The sequence below is a fragment of the Streptococcus sp. D2 genome, from assembly GCF_006385825.1.
Classification (GTDB): domain Bacteria; phylum Bacillota; class Bacilli; order Lactobacillales; family Streptococcaceae; genus Streptococcus; species Streptococcus shenyangsis.
Genome location: NZ_VFSI01000003.1, coordinates 84,839 through 102,884 on the forward strand (window position 1 = coordinate 84,839; position 18,046 = coordinate 102,884).

At 41.6% G+C, this 18,046-nt stretch carries 17 protein-coding genes, 1 pseudogene and 2 riboswitches; of the genes and pseudogenes, 15 read left to right on the forward strand and 3 right to left on the reverse strand.

Annotated elements, in window-relative coordinates; translation table 11 throughout:
• The first annotated feature begins 8 nt into the window (after positions 1–8).
• Positions 9–97, forward strand: a riboswitch (TPP riboswitch).
• A 158-nt stretch (positions 98–255) separates the two neighbouring features.
• From FJR73_RS02535 to thiE, 7 genes are read left to right on the forward strand one after another with little or no spacing between them, the layout of a single operon-like run.
• Complete coding sequence (locus FJR73_RS02535) at positions 256–816, forward strand: ECF transporter S component (protein WP_000915276.1); 561 nt, start codon at positions 256–258, stop codon at positions 814–816.
• A complete protein-coding gene (locus tag FJR73_RS02540; RefSeq protein ID WP_140833152.1) occupies positions 817–2,202 on the forward strand; it encodes an ATP-binding cassette domain-containing protein in 1,386 nt (461 codons plus the stop codon).
• A gap of 1 nt (position 2,203) precedes the next feature.
• Positions 2,204–2,854 (forward strand): energy-coupling factor transporter transmembrane component T, encoded by a 651-nt coding sequence (locus FJR73_RS02545; protein WP_140833154.1) that lies wholly within the window; start codon positions 2,204–2,206, stop codon positions 2,852–2,854.
• Between the two features lie 10 nt (positions 2,855–2,864).
• On the forward strand, positions 2,865–3,554 hold the full coding sequence (tenA, locus tag FJR73_RS02550) for a thiaminase II (RefSeq protein WP_140833156.1): 690 nt from the start codon (positions 2,865–2,867) through the stop codon (positions 3,552–3,554).
• A gap of 7 nt (positions 3,555–3,561) precedes the next feature.
• On the forward strand, positions 3,562–4,086 hold the full coding sequence (gene thiW / locus FJR73_RS02555; RefSeq protein ID WP_140833159.1) for an energy coupling factor transporter S component ThiW: 525 nt from the start codon (positions 3,562–3,564) through the stop codon (positions 4,084–4,086).
• Entirely contained in the window at positions 4,086–4,889 is an 804-nt protein-coding gene (locus tag FJR73_RS02560) for a hydroxyethylthiazole kinase (protein WP_140833161.1), read from the forward strand. Before thiW ends, FJR73_RS02560 begins: the two co-directional genes overlap by 1 nt.
• Positions 4,882–5,514: a thiamine phosphate synthase gene (gene thiE, locus FJR73_RS02565; RefSeq protein WP_140833163.1), complete on the forward strand. Its 633-nt coding sequence runs from the start codon at positions 4,882–4,884 to the stop codon at positions 5,512–5,514. The genes FJR73_RS02560 and thiE overlap by 8 nt, the downstream gene beginning before the upstream one ends.
• A 148-nt stretch (positions 5,515–5,662) precedes the next feature.
• Here the strand turns inward: thiE and thiD are convergent, their stop codons facing one another.
• Positions 5,663–6,454: a bifunctional hydroxymethylpyrimidine kinase/phosphomethylpyrimidine kinase gene (gene thiD / locus FJR73_RS02570; protein WP_140833165.1), complete on the reverse strand. Its 792-nt coding sequence runs from the start codon at positions 6,452–6,454 to the stop codon at positions 5,663–5,665.
• An 83-nt stretch (positions 6,455–6,537) separates the two neighbouring features.
• Positions 6,538–6,635, reverse strand: a riboswitch (TPP riboswitch).
• 184 nt (positions 6,636–6,819) lie between these two features.
• Between thiD and FJR73_RS02575 the strand changes: the two genes are divergently transcribed.
• From FJR73_RS02575 to manA, 7 genes and pseudogenes are all read left to right on the forward strand, one after another.
• Positions 6,820–7,215 (forward strand): CopY/TcrY family copper transport repressor, encoded by a 396-nt coding sequence (locus FJR73_RS02575; RefSeq protein WP_140833167.1) that lies wholly within the window; start codon positions 6,820–6,822, stop codon positions 7,213–7,215.
• A 10-nt stretch (positions 7,216–7,225) separates the two neighbouring features.
• Positions 7,226–7,597: a cupredoxin domain-containing protein gene (locus tag FJR73_RS02580; protein WP_024057754.1), complete on the forward strand. Its 372-nt coding sequence runs from the start codon at positions 7,226–7,228 to the stop codon at positions 7,595–7,597.
• A 9-nt stretch (positions 7,598–7,606) separates the two neighbouring features.
• A complete protein-coding gene (locus FJR73_RS02585; protein WP_140833169.1) occupies positions 7,607–9,850 on the forward strand; it encodes a heavy metal translocating P-type ATPase in 2,244 nt (747 codons plus the stop codon).
• 322 nt (positions 9,851–10,172) lie between these two features.
• The gene (gene spxB, locus FJR73_RS02590; protein WP_061759194.1) at positions 10,173–11,948 is read left to right on the forward strand and encodes a pyruvate oxidase; all 1,776 of its coding nucleotides are present in this window, start codon (positions 10,173–10,175) and stop codon (positions 11,946–11,948) included.
• Positions 11,949–12,006: 58 nt separating this feature from the next.
• A complete protein-coding gene (locus FJR73_RS02595) occupies positions 12,007–12,354 on the forward strand; it encodes a VOC family protein (protein WP_140833171.1) in 348 nt (115 codons plus the stop codon).
• A gap of 260 nt (positions 12,355–12,614) precedes the next feature.
• Positions 12,615–14,053: pseudogene (locus tag FJR73_RS02600) on the forward strand (6-phospho-beta-glucosidase).
• A 120-nt stretch (positions 14,054–14,173) separates the two neighbouring features.
• Positions 14,174–15,118, forward strand: coding sequence for a mannose-6-phosphate isomerase, class I (gene manA / locus FJR73_RS02605; protein ID WP_140833173.1), 945 nt, complete (start codon positions 14,174–14,176; stop codon positions 15,116–15,118).
• A 41-nt stretch (positions 15,119–15,159) separates the two neighbouring features.
• Here manA and FJR73_RS02610 read toward each other — a convergent pair whose 3' ends face one another.
• Positions 15,160–16,500: a sodium-dependent transporter gene (locus tag FJR73_RS02610; protein ID WP_140833175.1), complete on the reverse strand. Its 1,341-nt coding sequence runs from the start codon at positions 16,498–16,500 to the stop codon at positions 15,160–15,162.
• Between the two features lie 234 nt (positions 16,501–16,734).
• Between FJR73_RS02610 and FJR73_RS02615 the strand changes: the two genes are divergently transcribed.
• Positions 16,735–17,475 (forward strand): MerR family transcriptional regulator, encoded by a 741-nt coding sequence (locus tag FJR73_RS02615; RefSeq protein WP_140833177.1) that lies wholly within the window; start codon positions 16,735–16,737, stop codon positions 17,473–17,475.
• A gap of 41 nt (positions 17,476–17,516) precedes the next feature.
• Here FJR73_RS02615 and FJR73_RS02620 read toward each other — a convergent pair whose 3' ends face one another.
• Entirely contained in the window at positions 17,517–18,038 is a 522-nt protein-coding gene (locus FJR73_RS02620) for a DUF1697 domain-containing protein (RefSeq protein ID WP_140833257.1), read from the reverse strand.
• Positions 18,039–18,046 lie beyond the last annotated feature (8 nt).

An 18,046-nucleotide genomic window follows, 5' to 3' on the forward strand; every position in this document is an offset into this window, starting at 1 on the left:
TTAAATAATAAAGACATTTGGGGTGCTTTAGGCTGAGATGATACCCATTGAACCTGATACAGTTAAGACTGTCGAAGGGAAATGTGAAACGTTTTTTTCGTATGTCGAAATGAACGGTCTAATCTTGTAAGCTGAACTCTAATTCTTGATTGTAATTAGAGTTTTTTTCTTTTACGAAACTGGATGAAGGTGATACAAAGCATTTAGGTAGGTCTCCTTGAATGCCCCACTTTTCTTTAAAAAAAGGAGTTTTTTATGTTGAAAAAATGGCAATTAAAAGATGTTATCTTACTTGCTTTCTTGTCTATCTTTTTTGGTGGCGTTTTTGTGGGTTCAGGTTATCTGTTTGATATCCTCACTCTGATTTTAGCCCCTCTTGGCTTGCAGGCCTTTGCCAATGAAATCCTCTTTGGTCTCTGGTGTATGGCTGCGCCTATTGCGGCCATCTTTGTTCCAAGAGTAGGAAGTGCAACGATTGGTGAAGTGCTAGCTGCGCTTGCTGAAGTCCTTTATGGTAGCCAATTCGGTCTAGGTGCCCTTTTGTCTGGCTTGGTTCAAGGTTTGGGAAGTGAACTTGGTTTTATCGTAACCAAGAATCGCTATGAAAGTTGGCTCTCTCTAACTGCCAATAGTATTGGGATTACGCTTGTTAGCTTTGTCTATGAATACATTAAATTAGGTTACTACGCCTTTTCAGTGCCTTTTGTACTTTCCTTGCTAGTGGTACGTTTTATTTCCGTCTTTTTCTTCTGTACTATCTTGGTTCGTGCTATTGTCAAACTCTATCATCAGTTTGCAACTGGAGGAAAAGCATAGATGGGGCTGGAATTACGGGAGATTCAGTCCCCAATTTTTTCAGAACCGATTGATTTTACTTTTCATGCGCAAGCCTTTACCTTGTTAGTTGGGAGTAGTGGATCTGGAAAATCTAGTCTCTTTCAAATGATTGCCCAAGTCAGTTCTCTTCCCTATAGCGGTCAAGTCCTGATAAATGGGAGCGAGGTCAGTCAGCTTTCTATCATCGAACGTGTCCAGACGGTTGGTATTCTATTTCAAAATCCCAATCATCAATTTACCATGGAGAACTTGTTTGAGGAGCTGGTTTTTACCCTAGAGAATATCGGCCATCCCGTTCAGGAAATTGATTCAAAAATAGCAGAGGTAGTCCAGCAATGTCGCTGCAAGGCAATCTTGCACCGTCCCATTCATCACTTATCAGGTGGGGAAAAGCAAAAGGCTGCACTGGCAGTTCTCTTTGCTATGAATCCTAGGGTCTATCTCTTGGATGAGCCCTTCGCTTCCATTGACCGCAAGAGCAGGATAGAGATCTTGGAGATTCTAAAAGAATTGGCCTCTAATGGTAAGACAGTTATTTTGTGTGACCATGATTTAACAGACTATGAATCCTATATAGACCGTATGGTGGAGCTAAGAGATGGACAACTAAGGGAAGTGTTTCAAATCCCTACCTCTGAGATGACACAGGTTGCTTCAAAGGAAGTTGCTTCTAGCCCAAAACTATTCCATATGGAGCGTGTGACTTGTGAGCTGGATAAGCGTCCCCTCTTTTCAATTGCGGATTTTACATTCTATCAAGGAATTTCCTGTATCTTGGGTGACAATGGTGTCGGGAAATCAACCCTCTTTCGCTCCATTCTTCAATTTCAAAAGTATAAGGGGCGCATTACTTGGAAGGGTTCGGTTCTAAAAAAGAAAAAGAGTTTGTATCATGACCTGACGGGTGTTGTTCAGGAAGCTGAGAAACAGTTTATCAGAGTTAGTCTGCGAGAGGAACTTCAATTAGACGGACCTGATTCTGAAAGAAATCAGCGTATTCTCCAAGCTTTACGGTATTTTGATCTGGAGCGGGTGCTTGATAAGAGTCCCTATCAATTAAGTGGTGGTCAGCAAAAGATTCTTCAGCTCTTGACCATCTTGACCAGCAAGGCTTCTGTGATTTTACTAGATGAACCTTTTGCAGGTTTGGATGATAGAGCTTGCCATTATTTTTGTCAGTGGATTGTGGAGGACAGAAATCAAGGAAGAAGTTTTCTGATCATTAGCCATCGTTTAGATCCTTTGATCTCTGTGGTTGATTATTGGATTGAGATGACTAGTCAGGGGCTCAGTCATGTGAAAGAAGTGACAATTACCCAACTACTCACATCTCAGAGTAGCAATACCCAAGGGGAGGTGAAGTAGTATGGTCAAAGTAGCAACCCAGACACCGATTATCGGTCTCTTCTTGCTGATTTTATCCTTGGAAACATCTTTCATTCCTTCGATTCCTCTTAATCTCTCGGTAGTTGCATTTTGTATTCTCTTTATGCTCTATTACCGTCGATTTAAGATGTTGGCTTGGATGATTCTACTCGCCATTTTGCCATCTTTGGCCAACTACTGGGCAGTTCAGTTACATGGAGATGCTTCGCAGGCAGTTATGCTTGGAACGAGGGCCTTTGTGACAGTTTGTATAGGCCTTGTCTTTGTTTCCTCTATTTCCCTAAAAGAGCTTCTCTTGTACTTGACTCAAAAGGGGCTATCACGTTCTTGGGCCTATGCCTTGATTGTGGTATTCAATTCCTTCCCCCTCATTCAGCAAGAAATTAAGTCTCTCAAAGAAGCTTGCCTATTACGTGGTCAAGAACTGCATTTTTGGTCGCCCTTGATTTACAGCAAGGTTTTGATGACGGTCTTTAGATGGCGCCATCTTTACCTGAGAGCTCTATCTGCGCACGGATATGACGAACATGCACAGTTGAAGAATAGCTATAGGACTTTTAATATTCCTAAAAAAACAACATTAATCTACCTGCTTTTCTTTTTATTGCTTCAGACCAGTCTATTTTTATAAAGGAGTTATTATGGAATTTACAGATATTGCGATGGAATTATCCAAGGAAGCTTGGCAGACTTCTTTTCATCATCCCTTTATTTTACAATTACAAGAGGGAGATTTAGACCCTGCGATTTTCCGCTATTACCTGATTCAGGATGCTTACTATCTGAAGGCCTTCTCAGAAATCTATCACCTTTTGGCTGATAAGACTTCGAATCAAGAGATGAAAAGACTCTTGAAACAAAATGCTCAGAGTCTAGTGGAGGGTGAGTTATTTATCCGCCAACAATTTTTCAAGGAATTGGAAATCAGTGATCAGGAAATGGAGCAACATCCAATCGCTCCCGCCTGCTATCATTACATTTCTCACATTTATCGGCAATTTGCAGAGCCAAATTTGAGCATTGCCTTTGCAAGTTTGCTGCCTTGTCCTTGGTTATACCATGATATAGGCAAATCACTTAATCTTAAACCATCACCAAATCCTCTCTACCAACAATGGATTGAAACCTATATTACGGATGAGTTGGAGCAGCAGATCAGAGAGGAGGGAGCATTGGTCAATCAACTCTATCGAGAAAGTGACGAGACAGACAAGAAAAAAATGCTAGAAGCCTTCCGCATTAGTGTTCATATGGAAGCCAAGTTTTGGGAAATGGCTTACCAACATCAGACATGGAAGAGCGATTTACAGTCTTTAGAAAAAGGGGAATAATAGAAACATGAGAAAGCACCAATTACAGGTTCACAAATTAACCATTTTATCCATGATGATTGCCCTTGATGTAGTCCTTACGCCTATCTTTCGAATTGAGGGAATGGCACCGATGTCCAGTGTAGTCAATATTCTAGCAGGAATCATGATGGGACCTGTTTATGCCTTGGCTATGGCTACAGTGACAGCCTTTATTCGTATGACGACTCAAGGAATTCCGCCTTTAGCTCTCACAGGAGCGACTTTTGGAGCCCTCCTTGCAGGACTCTTTTATAAGTACGGTCGAAAATTTTACTTTTCTGCCTTGGGAGAAATTTTGGGAACAGGTGTTATTGGTTCTATTGTTTCCTATCCTGTTATGGTACTCTTTACAGGATCAGCTGCTAAGCTTAGCTGGTTTATCTACACGCCTCGATTTTTCGGAGCAACCTTGATTGGTACAGCGATTTCCTTTATTGCCTTTCGATTTTTAATCAAGCAGGAATTCTTTAAAAAAGTGCAGGGATATTTCTTTGCTGAAGGGATAGACTGATGCTGGAATTATCAAATCCTTTTCCTCTGGGAACGACTTCCCTCATTCACTGCATTACCAATGAGATTTCCTGTGAAATGCTAGCAAATGGGATTTTGGCTCTAGGATGCAAACCAGTTATGGCAGATGATCCCCGTGAGGTTCTTGATTTTACTAAGCAAAGCCAGGCACTTTTCATCAATTTGGGGCATTTGTCTGCTGAGAAGGAAAAAGCAATCCGTATGGCAGCTTCGTATGCAAACCAATCTTCTCTCCCGATGGTAGTAGATGCGGTTGGCGTAACAGCGTCGCCCATTCGTAAGAGCTTAGTTAAAGACCTTTTAGACTATAGACCTACGATCCTTAAAGGAAACATGTCGGAAATTCGAAGTCTTGTCGGCTTAAAACACCACGGCGTTGGGGTCGATGCGAGTGCTAAAGATCAAGAAACTGAGGATTTACTTCAAGTCTTGAAAGACTGGTGTCAGACCTATCCAGGTATATCATTCTTAGTCACAGGCCCCAAGGATCTCATCGTTTCAGAGAATCAGGTTGCTGTACTGGGAAATGGATGTGCAGAATTAGACTGGATAACAGGGACAGGAGACTTGGTTGGAGCTTTAACAGCTGTTTTTCTCAGCCAAGGAAAGACTGGATTTGAAGCTTCCTGCTTAGCGGTCTCTTATCTCAATATCTCTGCTGAGAGAATAGTTGTCCAAGGAATGGGATTGGAAGAATTTCGCTACCAAGTGCTCAATCAGCTTTCGCTCCTCAAAAGAGATGAAAACTGGCTAGATGCCATCAAAGGAGAGGTTTATGAATAGAGAGGTACTTAGACTGTATCTGGTAACCAATCGCTACCAAGATTCCTTGGAAAGTTTTCTTGAAAAGGTTGAGACGGCCTGCCGTGCAGGTGTCACCCTAGTCCAATTACGAGAAAAAACTCTCACAACTAATCAATATTATCAACTGGCAAAAGAAGTCAAGGAAATAACAGATGCCTACAATATACCCTTGATCATCGATGATCGTTTGGATGTCTGTCTTGCAGTTGATGCTGCAGGTCTGCATATCGGAGACGATGAACTACCCGTTTCGGTTGCCAGACAAGTCTTGGGACCTGAAAAAATCGTCGGTGTCACAGCTAAAACGGTAAAAAGAGCCCTCGAGGCAGAAGAAGGGGGAGCAGATTACTTGGGGACAGGAGCCATTTTTCCGACAACCACCAAGGAAAATGCACCCATCACCTTGATTTCAACCTTGAAAACAATTTGCCAAAGGGTCGCCATTCCAGTAGTTGCTATCGGAGGCTTGACGTCAGAGAACATTGACCAGCTTGTTGGCACTGGCATAGCTGGAGTAGCAGTCGTACGTGATTTGATGCAGGCAGAAGATATTGAGGCAAAAACGCAAGACTTTTTGACAAAGTTGGATGATATTATTTTCTAATGAATACTCAATGAAAATCAAAGAGCAAACTAGGAAGCTAGTCGCAGCTTGCTCAAAACACAACTTTGAGATTGCAGATAAAACTGACGTAGTTTGAAGAAGTATAAAAACTCTCTAATTCCCTTAAAGTGGGAACTAGAGAGTTTTTTTAATCTTTAAAGCTTGTATGGTTGACTGGGCCAGAACCATGACCGAGTTGAGGGGCGTCTTGGATGGCTTTCGTGATAAAGGCCTTGGCTTTATCGACTGCTTGATAGAGGGTTTTCCCCTTGGCTAGTTCAGCCGTAATCACTGCAGCAAAGGTACATCCAGTACCATGGGTGTGACAGGTTTGAATTCGTGGGCTTTCCCAGACAAATTGCTCATCCTTGGTAAAGAGGAAATCCTTGGCACCGCCTTCGAGATGTCCACCTTTGATGACCACAGACTGAGGACCAAATTCTTTTAAAATCAGGCGACCAGCACGCTGCATGTCTTCGGGATCATGGATTGAAAAACCAACAATTTCTTCTGCCTCAGGAAGATTGGGTGTGATAATGCTTGCAAGGGGAAGCAGGTTTGTTTTTAGGTAGGTTCTGGCACTAGTATCAATCAGGGTGTCACCACTCGTAGCGACCATAACAGGGTCAAGGACGTAGGGACAATCCAGCTTTTTAAGATAGGGCTGGATGATTTCCATAATTTCAGTAGTTGCCAACATCCCAGTTTTTACAGCCTGAGGCTTGATATCTGAAAAGACACTGTCCAATTGGGCTTTCAACATTTGAGGAGAAACGTGCTCGATTAGCTGAACGCCTCTGGTATTTTGAGCGACAAGACTGGTCACAACGGCCATTCCATAGACATTTCTAGCTTGGAACGACTTTAAATCAGCCATAATACCAGCACCACCGCTAGGGTCAGTACCAGCAATGGTCAAAGCAACGGGTAAATAAGTCATCTAAAACCTCCCAACCAACTGAAGTTTGTATTCTTAAGAATAAGCTGGTCTGTTTTAGAAAGGCAATAGAAGACTGCTAGTCCCCATTATCATTTCCACTTCCATCAGCTAGCATGACCTAGATTGAGTCAAAGGGTCTAACAGTTGTTAATCTCAGCTTTACGCACCCCTAGTGGTTGTTTTCTTTTTTCTTTAGTATAGCATATTTTTATAGTTTATATAGTAAGATTTGACTGAAAATTGTTTTTCAAATGATTAAAATTCTATTTTTCAAAGAAAAGATTAATTTAATAGTTGACAAATGTAGATTTTAGAAGTATACTAATAACTGTAATTGACAAATGTAGATTTTAGGAGGTGTGATTATGCAGATTTCAGATGCAGAATGGCAGGTCATGAAGATTATTTGGATGCAAGGAAAGCAGACCAGTACGGATTTGATCAGGGTTCTGGCGGAGCGGTTCGACTGGTCCAAGTCAACCATTCAAACTCTTTTGGCTCGTTTGGTTGAGAAAGAGTGTCTGACAAGGAAAAAAGAAGGCAAGTTCTTTGTCTATTCAGCCCTTTTAACTTTGGAGCAAAGTCGGGATTTACTTGTCCAAGATATCAAGGACAAGGTTTGTTCTCGTAGGATTAAGAACTTGTTGGCTGATTTGATTGCTGAATGTGATTTTACTCAGGCTGATTTGGAAGACTTGGAAGCTGTGATTTCTGAGAAGAAATCAAGCGCTGTAACAGAAGTGAAATGTAATTGTATGTAAAGGAGACGTCATGTTGAATATTATTGTAACCATTATTTGTATTGCCCTTATCGCGTTTATCTTGTTTTGGTTTTTCAAAAAGCCTGAAAAATCTGGACAAAAGGCCCAGCAAAAAAAGGGCTACCAAGAGATTCGAGTGGAAGTCATGGGAGGCTATACGCCTGAGTTGATTATCCTCAAAAAATCAGTGCCAGCCCGCATTGTCTTTGACCGTAAAGACCCTTCACCCTGTCTGGATCAAATTGTTTTTCCAGACTTTGGTGTTCATGCGGACCTGCCAATGGGGGAAGAGTATGTAGTGGAAATCACGCCTGAGCAGGCTGGAGAGTATGGTTTCTCTTGTGGCATGAATATGATGCACGGCAAGATGATTGTAGAATAGGAGAATGATATGACTGAAATTGTAAAAGCAAGTCTTGAAAATGGTGTTCAAAAAATCCGTATCACGGCAGACAAAGGCTACCATCCAGCCCACATTCAACTGCAAAAAGGAGTTCCTGCTGAGATCACCTTTCACCGTGTGACACCTTCAAACTGTTATAAGGAAATTCTATTTGAAGAAGAAGGCATCTTGGAACCAATCGGCGTAGATGAGGAGAAAGTCATTCGATTTACACCTCAAGAATTAGGTCAACATGAATTTTCTTGTGGCATGAAGATGCAAAAGGGGAGTTATACCGTAGTTGAGAAGACTCGAAAATCTCTATCACTTTTACAGCGTTTTTGGATTACTAGTATCTTTACTGTGCCTCTTGTGATTCTCATGATTGGGATGTCGACAGGAGGAATTAGTCACCAAGTTATGCGTTGGGGAACCTTTTTAGCCACAACACCGATTATGCTAGTAGCAGGTGGTCCTTATATCCAAAGTGCTTGGGCTAGTTTTAAAAAGCACAATGCCAACATGGATACCTTGGTTGCTCTGGGAACCCTAGTGGCCTATTTCTATAGCTTAGTTGCCCTCTTCGCTGGTCTCCCCGTTTACTTTGAAAGTGCTGCATTTATCTTCTTCTTCGTTCTTCTGGGAGCTGTTTTTGAGGAGAAAATGCGGAAAAATACTTCCCAAGCTGTGGAGAAATTGCTGGACTTGCAGGCTAAAACAGCAGAAGTCTTGCGTGAGGATCGCTATGTTCAAGTTCCTTTGGAACAAGTCAAGGTAGGTGACCTGATTCGAGTGCGTCCCGGTGAAAAGATTGCTGTTGATGGTGTCGTAGTAGAAGGTATCTCTAGTATTGATGAGTCTATGGTGACAGGTGAGAGTCTGCCTGTGGACAAGACAGTTGGAGATACCGTCATTGGTTCAACCATCAATAATAGTGGAACACTTGTTTTTAGAGCAGAAAAAGTTGGTTCAGAGACTGTTTTGGCTCAGATTGTGGATTTTGTGAAGAAAGCTCAGACAAGTCGTGCTCCGATTCAGGACTTGACTGATAAAGTTTCAGGGATTTTTGTTCCAGCAGTTGTCATTTTAGGGATTGTGACCTTTTGGGTTTGGTTTGTCTTGTTGAGAGATAGTGTAGTCGTGCTTGGAGCGAGCTTTGTGTCCTCTCTTCTCTACGGAGTGGCGGTTTTGATTATCGCCTGTCCTTGTGCCTTGGGACTCGCAACACCGACAGCCCTTATGGTAGGGACAGGACGCAGTGCCAAGATGGGAGTTCTCCTCAAAAATGGAATGGTTCTACAGGAAATCCAGAAAGTCCAAACTCTTGTCTTTGATAAGACTGGAACTTTGACGGAAGGGAAACCTGTGGTAACAGATATCATCGGCGACGAAGTAGAAGTGCTTGGATTGGCAGCCTCCTTGGAAGAAGCTTCTCAACACCCACTGGCTGAAGCCGTTGTGAAACGAGCGAGTGAAGTTGGACTTGAGTTACAAACTGTTGAAAATTTCCAAGCTTTGCACGGAAAAGGTGTCTCAGGGCAAATCAATGGAAAACAAGTTCTGCTTGGAAATGCTAAAATGCTGGATGGCATGGATATTTCTAGCATTTATCAAGAAAAACTAGAAGAACTGGAAAAAGAAGCTAAGACAGTTGTGTTCTTGGCTGTAGACAATGAAATCAAAGGCTTGCTTGCTCTGCAAGATATCCCTAAGGAAAATGCCAAACTAGCCATCAGTCAGTTGAAAAAACGAGGTCTTAAAACAGTCATGCTGACAGGAGACAATGCAGGTGTGGCGCGTGCTATTGCAGATCAAATCGGAATTGAAGAGGTCATTGCAGGTGTCTTGCCAGAAGAAAAAGCTCATGAAATACATAAACTGCAACAGTCAGGAAAAGTAGCCTTTGTTGGGGATGGTATCAATGATGCTCCTGCCCTCAGCGTAGCGGATGTGGGAATTGCTATGGGAGCTGGAACAGATATCGCCATCGAGTCAGCAGATTTGGTGTTGACAACTAATAACCTCTTAGGAGTGGTTCGTGCCTTTGACATGAGTAAGAAAACCTTTAATCGAATTCTGCTCAATCTTTTCTGGGCCTTTATCTACAATGTCGTTGGAATTCCGATAGCAGCAGGAGTCTTTTCAGGTGTTGGACTGGCCCTCAACCCAGAACTGGCAGGTCTAGCCATGGCCTTTAGTTCAGTATCTGTTTTGACCAGTTCCCTTCTGTTAAACTTTAGTAAAATAGATTAAAAGCGAGCTTGCTCGCTTTTTATACTCTTCGAAAATTTCTTCAAACCACGTCAACTTTATCTGCAACCTCAAAGCTGTGCTTTGAGCAACCTGCGGCTAGTTTTCTAGTTTGCTCTTTAATTTTCATTGATTATTATAAAACAGAATCTAAAAACGTTTTCAAACTGTACTGTAATAGATAATGAGAACTTGTGAGCAGATTCTTAGTAAAGTCGAACTAAATGTGGTAAATTAGTAGAGTAAAAATTTGCTGAAACGTTTTCAAAAAAGTATACGAAACTTTTTTAGTAGATTTAAAAATATTTGAAGGAGAGTTATCATTATGACTCAAGGGAAAATTACTGCATCTGCAGCAATGCTCAACGTATTGAAAACATGGGGCGTAGACACAATCTACGGTATCCCATCAGGAACACTCAGCTCATTGATGGATGCTTTGGCTGAAGACAAAGATATCCGCTTCTTGCAAGTTCGCCACGAAGAAACAGGTGCTCTTGCAGCGGTTATGCAAGCTAAATTCGGCGGCTCAATCGGGGTTGCAGTTGGTTCAGGTGGTCCAGGTGCGACTCACTTGATTAACGGTGTTTACGATGCAGCTATGGATAACACTCCATTCCTAGCAATCCTTGGATCACGTCCAGTTAACGAACTCAACATGGATGCCTTCCAAGAATTGAACCAAAACCCAATGTACAACGGTATCGCTGTATACAACAAACGTGTAGCTTACGCTGAGCAATTACCAAAAGTAATTGACGAAGCTTGCCGTGCTGCAGTTTCTAAAAAAGGTCCAGCTGTCGTTGAAATCCCTGTAAACTTTGGTTTCCAAGAAATCGACGAAAACTCATACTATGGATCAGGTTCATACGAACGTTCATTCATCGCTCCTGCTTTGAACGAAGTTGAAATCGACAAAGCTGTTGAAATCTTGAACAATGCTGAACGTCCAGTTATCTATGCTGGTTACGGTGGTGTTAAAGCTGGTGAAGTAATCACTGAATTGTCACGTAAAATCAAAGCACCAATCATCACTACTGGTAAAAACTTCGAAGCTTTCGAATGGAACTACGAAGGTTTGACAGGTTCTGCTTACCGTGTTGGTTGGAAACCAGCCAACGAAGTGGTCTTTGAAGCAGACACAGTTCTTTTCCTTGGTTCAAACTTCCCATTTGCTGAAGTATACGAAGCATTCAAAAACACTGAAAAATTCATCCAAGTGGATATCGACCCTTACAAACTTGGTAAACGTCATGCCCTTGACGCTTCAATCCTTGGTGACGCAGGTCAAGCAGCACAAGCTATCCTTGACAAAGTGAACCCAGTTGAATCTACTCCATGGTGGCGTGCAAACGTTAAGAACAACCAAAACTGGCGTGATTACATGGACAAACTCGAAGGTAAAACTGAGGGTGAATTGCAATTGTATCAAGTTTACAATGCAATCAACAAACATGCTGATCAAGACGCTATCTACTCAATCGACGTAGGTGACACTACTCAAACATCTACTCGTCACCTTCACATGACACCTAAGAACATGTGGCGTACATCTCCACTCTTTGCGACAATGGGTATTGCCCTTCCTGGTGGTATCGCTGCTAAGAAAGACAATCCAGATCGCCAAGTATGGAACATCATGGGTGACGGTGCATTCAACATGTGCTACCCAGACGTTATCACAAACGTTCAATACGACCTTCCAGTTATCAACGTTGTCTTCTCAAATGGTAAATATGCCTTCATCAAGGACAAATACGAAGACACAAACAAACACTTGTTTGGTTGTGACTTCCCTAATGCTGACTATGCGAAAATCGCTGAAGCTCAAGGAGCTGTTGGATTTACAGTTGACCGTATCGAAGACATCGATGCAGTTGTTGCAGAAGCTGTTAAATTGAACAAAGAAGGTAAAACTGTTGTTATCGATGCTCGCATCACTCACCACCGTCCACTTCCAGTAGAAGTACTTGAATTGGATCCAAAACTTCACTCAGAAGAAGCTATCAAAGCCTTCAAGGAAAAATACGAAGCAGAAGAACTCGTACCATTCCGTCTCTTCTTGGAAGAAGAAGGTTTGCAATCACGCGCAATTAAATAATTCCTTCGTGGAACTTAAAAAGATCGGAGAAATCCGGTCTTTTTATGGAGGATAGTAAATGAATTTAAATCAATTAGATCTTATCGTTTCAGATGTTCCCCAAGTCTGTGCTGACTTGGAGCGTATTTTGGATAAAAAGTCCGATTATGTTGATGACAGTTTTGCTCAGTTTACGATTGGCAGTCACTGTCTGATGTTGTCCCAAAATCATTTGGTTCCTTTGGAAAACTTTGAGTCAGGAATCATTCTTCACATTGAGGTTGAGAATGTAGACCAGAACTACCAACGGTTGAAAGAACTTGGTATTCAGGTTTTAAACGGTCCAACTGTAACCGATTGGGGAACAGAATCCTTGCTAGTGAGTGGCCCTGCTGGTCTAGTGATTGATTTTTATCGTATGAAATAGGACGCTTAGTCATTGACGTTAACTTTAGCTATTTTTACAACAGAAATTGCGAATATGAACTATTGAAAGATCGGAGCCATCCGGTCTTTTTCTTATCACAAGACTGTGATAGTTTACATTTTTATAGCAAAACTCTCAAACTCTTGCTTATTTTTTATTCAAACGTAAAAGCCCGCTCAGGACATCATTACCCAGATAGTTCCAAACTTTTTGTTTTCTTTTTAGTATAATAGAACTATCAAATCAAATGAGGTAAAGTGATGACAAAAATCCTACAATTTCCAGAGGGCTTCCTCTGGGGTGGGGCTACGGCTGCTAATCAATGTGAAGGTGCTTATAATTTAGATGGTCGTGGTTTGGCTAACGTTGATGTTGTTCCCATCGGTAAGGATCGTGAAGCTATTATCACGGGTCAGAAAAAGATGTTTTCGTTTGAGGAGGGCTATTTTTACCCAGCTAAAGAAGCCATTGATATGTACCATCATTATAAGGAAGATATTGCTCTTTTTGCAGAAATGGGCTTCAAGACTTATCGGCTTTCCATTGCTTGGACTCGGATTTTTCCTAAGGGAGACGAAACAGTGCCAAATGAAGCTGGTCTAGCCTTTTATGAGGATTTATTTAAGGAATGTCACAAGTATGGAATCCAACCTCTGGTAACCATTACTCATTTCGACTGTCCTATGCACTTGATTGAAGAGTACGGTGGATGGCGCAATCGTCGGATGTTAGACTTCTATGAAAAACTTTGTCGCACACTCTTTACCCGCTATAAGGGTTTGGTCAAATATTGGCTTACCTTCAACGAAATCAACATGATTCTCCATGCCCCCTTTATGGGAGCTGGTCTCTGTTTTGAAGAAGGAGAAAATCAAGAACAGGTTAAATATCAGGCTGCTCACCATGAGTTGGTGGCTTCAGCAACGGCGATTAAGATTGCCCACGAAATTGACCCAGAAAACAAGGTGGGATGTATGTTGGCGGCAGGGCAATACTATCCTAACACATCTCATCCGAGAGACTACTGGGCAGCCATGGAGGAAGACCGCAAGAGTTATTTCTTCATTGATGTTCAAGCGCGTGGGGAATACCCAAACTATGCCAAGAAGCAGTGGGAGCGTGAGGGAATTGAGATAGAAATGACTGCAGAGGATTTGGACTTGTTGAAGAATCACACTGTTGACTTTGTTTCCTTCTCTTACTATGCAAGTCGAGTGGCCTCAGGTGATCCAGAAGTTAAAGAATTAACTGCTGGAAATGTCTTTGCCTCCCTCAAAAATCCCTATCTAGATCCTCAGAATGGGGGTGGCAGATTGATCCACTTGGCCTTCGTATCACCCTCAATGCCATCTGGGATCGTTACCAAAAGCCTATGTTCATCGTAGAAAATGGACTAGGTGCTATGGATACACCGGATGAGAATGATTATGTAGCAGATGACTATCGGATTGCTTACTTAGAAGCTCATATAAAGACTATGCGAGATGCCATTTACCAAGATGGAGTAGACTTGCTTGGTTATACAACTTGGGGCTGTATCAATCTGGTTTCAGCTGGAACAGGCGAAATGAACAAGCGCTATGGATTTATCTATGTGGATCGAGATAACGCAGGAAATGGGACTCTCAAACGTAGCAAGAAGAAATCCTTCTACTGGTACAAGGATGTCATTGCCAGCAATGGTGCAAGCATTGAGTAGAGCACATTTGTTCACTATTTTTATAAAATCTTCTCCCTAATTTATAAGATGTGAAAAAGAGTTCTAATGGAACTCTTTTTTTGCTATAATGAGGGGAGAAAAATCAGACAGGAGATCGACATGTCAGAACCGTTATTTTTACAATCAGTTATGCAAGAAAAAATCTGGGGTGGAACCAAGCTACGTGATGAGTTTGGCTACGACATTCCAAGTGAAAAAATCGGAGAATATTGGGCCATCTCAGCCCATCCAAATGGTGTCTCTAAAGTTGCTAATGGTCGTTTTGAGGGAACAGACCTAGCTACTTTGTATGCGGAGCACCGTGAATTGTTTGGCAACCGTCCAGAACCAGTATTTCCACTCTTGACCAAAATTCTTGATGCCAACGACTGGCTCAGTGTCCAAGTTCACCCAGATAATGCTTATGGACTCGAGCATGAAGGCGAACTCGGAAAAACAGAATGCTGGTACATTATCGCAGCGGATGAAGGTTCAGAGATTATCTACGGTCACAATGCCAAGTCAAAAGAAGAACTTCGCCAGCAAATCGAGGATAAAAACTGGGAGGACTTGCTGACAAAAGTACCAGTTAAGGCTGGAGATTTCTTCTATGTACCAAGCGGAACCATGCACGCTATCGGTGCGGGCATCTTGATTCTTGAAACGCAACAGTCTAGTGATACAACTTACCGTGTCTATGACTTTGACCGTAAGGATGATAATGGTAACTTGCGTGAACTTCACCTTGAAAAATCCATTGATGTATTGAACATTGGTGAGCCTGCAAATAGCCATCCTGTAACTGTCAAAGCTGATGATTTATGCTCAACTCTCCTTGTATCCAATGATTTCTTTGCAGTTTACAAGTGGGAAATTACTGGAAAAGTTGACTTCGAAAAAACAGCTGACTACAGCTTATTGAGTGTCTTAGCTGGTCAAGGTCAGCTAACTGTTGATGGGAAAAATTATCCAATCCAAAAAGGTAGCCACTTTATCCTACCAAGTGATGTTGAAGCTTGGACCTTGGAAGGGCAAGGTTTGGAATTGATTGTTAGCCATCCATAAAAAAAGAAAGGGCCTGAGTTCATTACTCAAGTCCTTTTTAATTACATAAATTGGGCGATAAAGACCACGATGATGATGATTGGAATGACGAAACGAAGAAGGAAGAGCCAGACTTGGAACAGTCCTTGTTTCCATGGTGTTTCATTAAGATGGAATTCCTCTATAGCAAGAGCCTTCTTAAAGATGTAGCCTGTAAAGAGAGACAAGCAGAGGGCGCCGAATGGCATTAGGAGGTTGGAAACTAAGAAATCCATAGCATCAAAGAAGGTCTTCCCAAAAATGTGAACATCCGCCATGACACCGTAAGATAGAGCTGAAGGAATACCAAAGACAAAGGTCAAGATTCCTAAAATCACACTCCATTTGGCACGCTTACTGTTGTCCTGATCGGTGATATTGCCCACATTGATTTCCAGCATAACGACAGAAGAAGTGACCGTCGCAAAGAGGAAGAGCAAGAGGAAGAGGATGTAGAAAATGGTTCCAAAAGGCATCTTGTCAAAGAGTTGAGGCAAGACAATAAAGAGCAAGCTTGGTCCCCCTTCAGACTGGATGTTAAAGGCTGACATGGCTGGGAAAATGGCTAGACCTGCCATGATAGATACCGAGATATTCATGGCTACGATGGAAATCCCTGATTGAACCAGATTGGTTTGCTTATCCAAATAAGAAGCATAGGTCAGCATGGCTGTAACTCCTAGTGAGAGGGCAAAGAAAGATTGTCCCAGAGCATAGAGGAGACCAGCACTGGTCAGCTTAGAGAAATCTGGTTTGAGGAAGTAGAGACCCCCTTCCATGGCATTTGGCAAACTGAGAGAACGACCAATGATGACGACAAAGATGATAAAGAGCAGGGGCATCATAACCTTAGAAGCTCTTTCAATCCCTTTTTGAACACCACGTGATACAATAAAGATATTCAATAAGATAAAGGCTGCTTGAGCTCCTAGGGCAATGGCTGGATTTGAAATGATTGAAGTAAATAACTGAGCATAATCACCCGTTCCACCAAGTTGGAACAATTTTCCAAACTCAATACCTAGATAGACTAGAATCCATCCTCCAATAACACTGTAGAAAGATAAGAGGATAAAGAGGGCAAAGGCACCAATCCAACCGATAAAGTTGTACTTACTATTCTTGCCGAGTTTTCCAAAGGTTTTAATCCCAGAGACACCAGCGCTTCGGCCAAGGGCAAATTCAGCAAGGAGAAGTGGGAAACCGATTAAAATAGTGGAAATGAGAAAGACCAGTAAAAAGCCTCCTCCACCGTTAGCAGCAGTCATGTAGGGAAATTTCCAAACGGCACCAAGTCCGATGGCTGAACCAGCAGATGCTAGAATAAAGCCCAGTTTAGAACCCCATTGCGATTTTTCAGACATAGTTAAACTCCTAAAATTAGTATTACAAAAGAAAAAGCTACTGCCCTTGGCAAATAGCCTCATCAGTACTCAAGATGAGCGTTTCTTTTGATTGATAGACTTGACTATCCTATCATGTTTTCTAAGGTCTGTCAAGAAAACCATTTTCATGTTATGATAAAGTAAAAAATTTCGTAAAAACGCTTGACTCTGACCTAAGGGGAGGGGTTATACTATCAATGTAAGGAGGAAATCATGTACCATATAAAAGAAGCTGCGCAGCTTTCGGGTGTCTCTGTCAAGACCCTGCACCACTACGATAAGATAGGACTTTTGGTTCCTTTAAAGTCGGAAAACGGCTATCGAACCTACAGTCAGGAGGATTTGGAACGCCTTCAGGTTATTCTTTACTACAAATATCTAGGTTTTTCTTTAGAAAAAATAGCAGAGCTATTAAAGGAAGAAAGGACAGATTTATTGCCTCATTTGACCAGGCAGTTGGACTATTTGACTCGAGAAAGGGAAAATCTGGATACCTTGATTTCAACCTTGCAAAAAACCATTCAAGAACAAAAAGGAGAAAGAGAAATGAGCATTCAAGAGAAATTTGCTGGATTTAACTACCAAGACCATCAAAAATACCACCAAGAGGCGGTAGAGAAATATGGACAAGAAGTCATGGACCAAGCGCTGGAGCGCCAGAAAGGTCACGAAGACGAGGCTACGGCTGCCTTCAACCAAGTTTTTCAAGCATTGGCACAAAATCTTCAAGCTGGTCTACCTGTAACAGCAACTGAAAATCAAGAAGAAGCCGCTAAACTCTTGCAAGCCATCCGTACTTATGGATTTGACTGCTCTATTGAGGTATTCGGATATATCGGCAAGGGCTACGTCTATAACCCAGAGTTTAAGGAAAACATTGACAAATTTGGACCTGGAACAGCCCAGTACACATCAGATGTGATTGCCCACTATGTCCAAACTCAGACAAAATAAAATCGGAGGAGTGATCTTCCGATTTTTTCTAAATTCAAGTACTACTTGCTTAATAATTTTTCTACCACATTTAGTTTTCGCATGGTCAAATCTACATTGAAAAGCTTTTCAAGATAGTTAGTATTGAGCTTTTTTTGTTTTGCAGTTCTAGGGAGATAGAGGTAGAGACAGTGGTTACCGATACAAATTTCTTCTTCACCGTAATCAATTTTCAATTTGTCTAAAGGGAGGCTTTGAATAGATTCTTGATAAAAAATCACGTGTATACGGTCATAAAGATAGTGTTCTCCAAAAGGGTTTTCTTGGACAATGTTTTTAAAAATATCATTATTCTTAATGATTATTTTGAGATCGGCTCCAATCTTTTTCTTTATTAGAGTATGAACCTGTTCTCGTATTTTTTCTAAGGCTAAGTTACTTTCAAGAATGATATTACCACTTTGAATATAGGTTCGAACTTGTTGAAAACCGGCTTCTGTTAAGATATCTACTAGATAAGACATTTTAGGGATAGCATTTTTTCCATTAGGAGTAACACCTCTTAGTAAAATAATATGTTCCAAAGGACTTC

Coding starts and splice junctions, on each gene's coding strand:
- FJR73_RS02535 (WP_000915276.1), top strand. CDS start 256: ATGTTGAAAAAATGGCAATTAAAAGATGTTATCTTACTTGCTTTCTTG.
- FJR73_RS02540 (WP_140833152.1), top strand. CDS start 817: ATGGGGCTGGAATTACGGGAGATTCAGTCCCCAATTTTTTCAGAACCG.
- FJR73_RS02545 (WP_140833154.1), top strand. CDS start 2,204: ATGGTCAAAGTAGCAACCCAGACACCGATTATCGGTCTCTTCTTGCTG.
- tenA (WP_140833156.1), top strand. CDS start 2,865: ATGGAATTTACAGATATTGCGATGGAATTATCCAAGGAAGCTTGGCAG.
- thiW (WP_140833159.1), top strand. CDS start 3,562: ATGAGAAAGCACCAATTACAGGTTCACAAATTAACCATTTTATCCATG.
- FJR73_RS02560 (WP_140833161.1), top strand. CDS start 4,086: ATGCTGGAATTATCAAATCCTTTTCCTCTGGGAACGACTTCCCTCATT.
- thiE (WP_140833163.1), top strand. CDS start 4,882: ATGAATAGAGAGGTACTTAGACTGTATCTGGTAACCAATCGCTACCAA.
- thiD (WP_140833165.1), bottom strand. CDS start 6,454: ATGACTTATTTACCCGTTGCTTTGACCATTGCTGGTACTGACCCTAGC.
- FJR73_RS02575 (WP_140833167.1), top strand. CDS start 6,820: ATGCAGATTTCAGATGCAGAATGGCAGGTCATGAAGATTATTTGGATG.
- FJR73_RS02580 (WP_024057754.1), top strand. CDS start 7,226: ATGTTGAATATTATTGTAACCATTATTTGTATTGCCCTTATCGCGTTT.
- FJR73_RS02585 (WP_140833169.1), top strand. CDS start 7,607: ATGACTGAAATTGTAAAAGCAAGTCTTGAAAATGGTGTTCAAAAAATC.
- spxB (WP_061759194.1), top strand. CDS start 10,173: ATGACTCAAGGGAAAATTACTGCATCTGCAGCAATGCTCAACGTATTG.
- FJR73_RS02595 (WP_140833171.1), top strand. CDS start 12,007: ATGAATTTAAATCAATTAGATCTTATCGTTTCAGATGTTCCCCAAGTC.
- manA (WP_140833173.1), top strand. CDS start 14,174: ATGTCAGAACCGTTATTTTTACAATCAGTTATGCAAGAAAAAATCTGG.
- FJR73_RS02610 (WP_140833175.1), bottom strand. CDS start 16,500: ATGTCTGAAAAATCGCAATGGGGTTCTAAACTGGGCTTTATTCTAGCA.
- FJR73_RS02615 (WP_140833177.1), top strand. CDS start 16,735: ATGTACCATATAAAAGAAGCTGCGCAGCTTTCGGGTGTCTCTGTCAAG.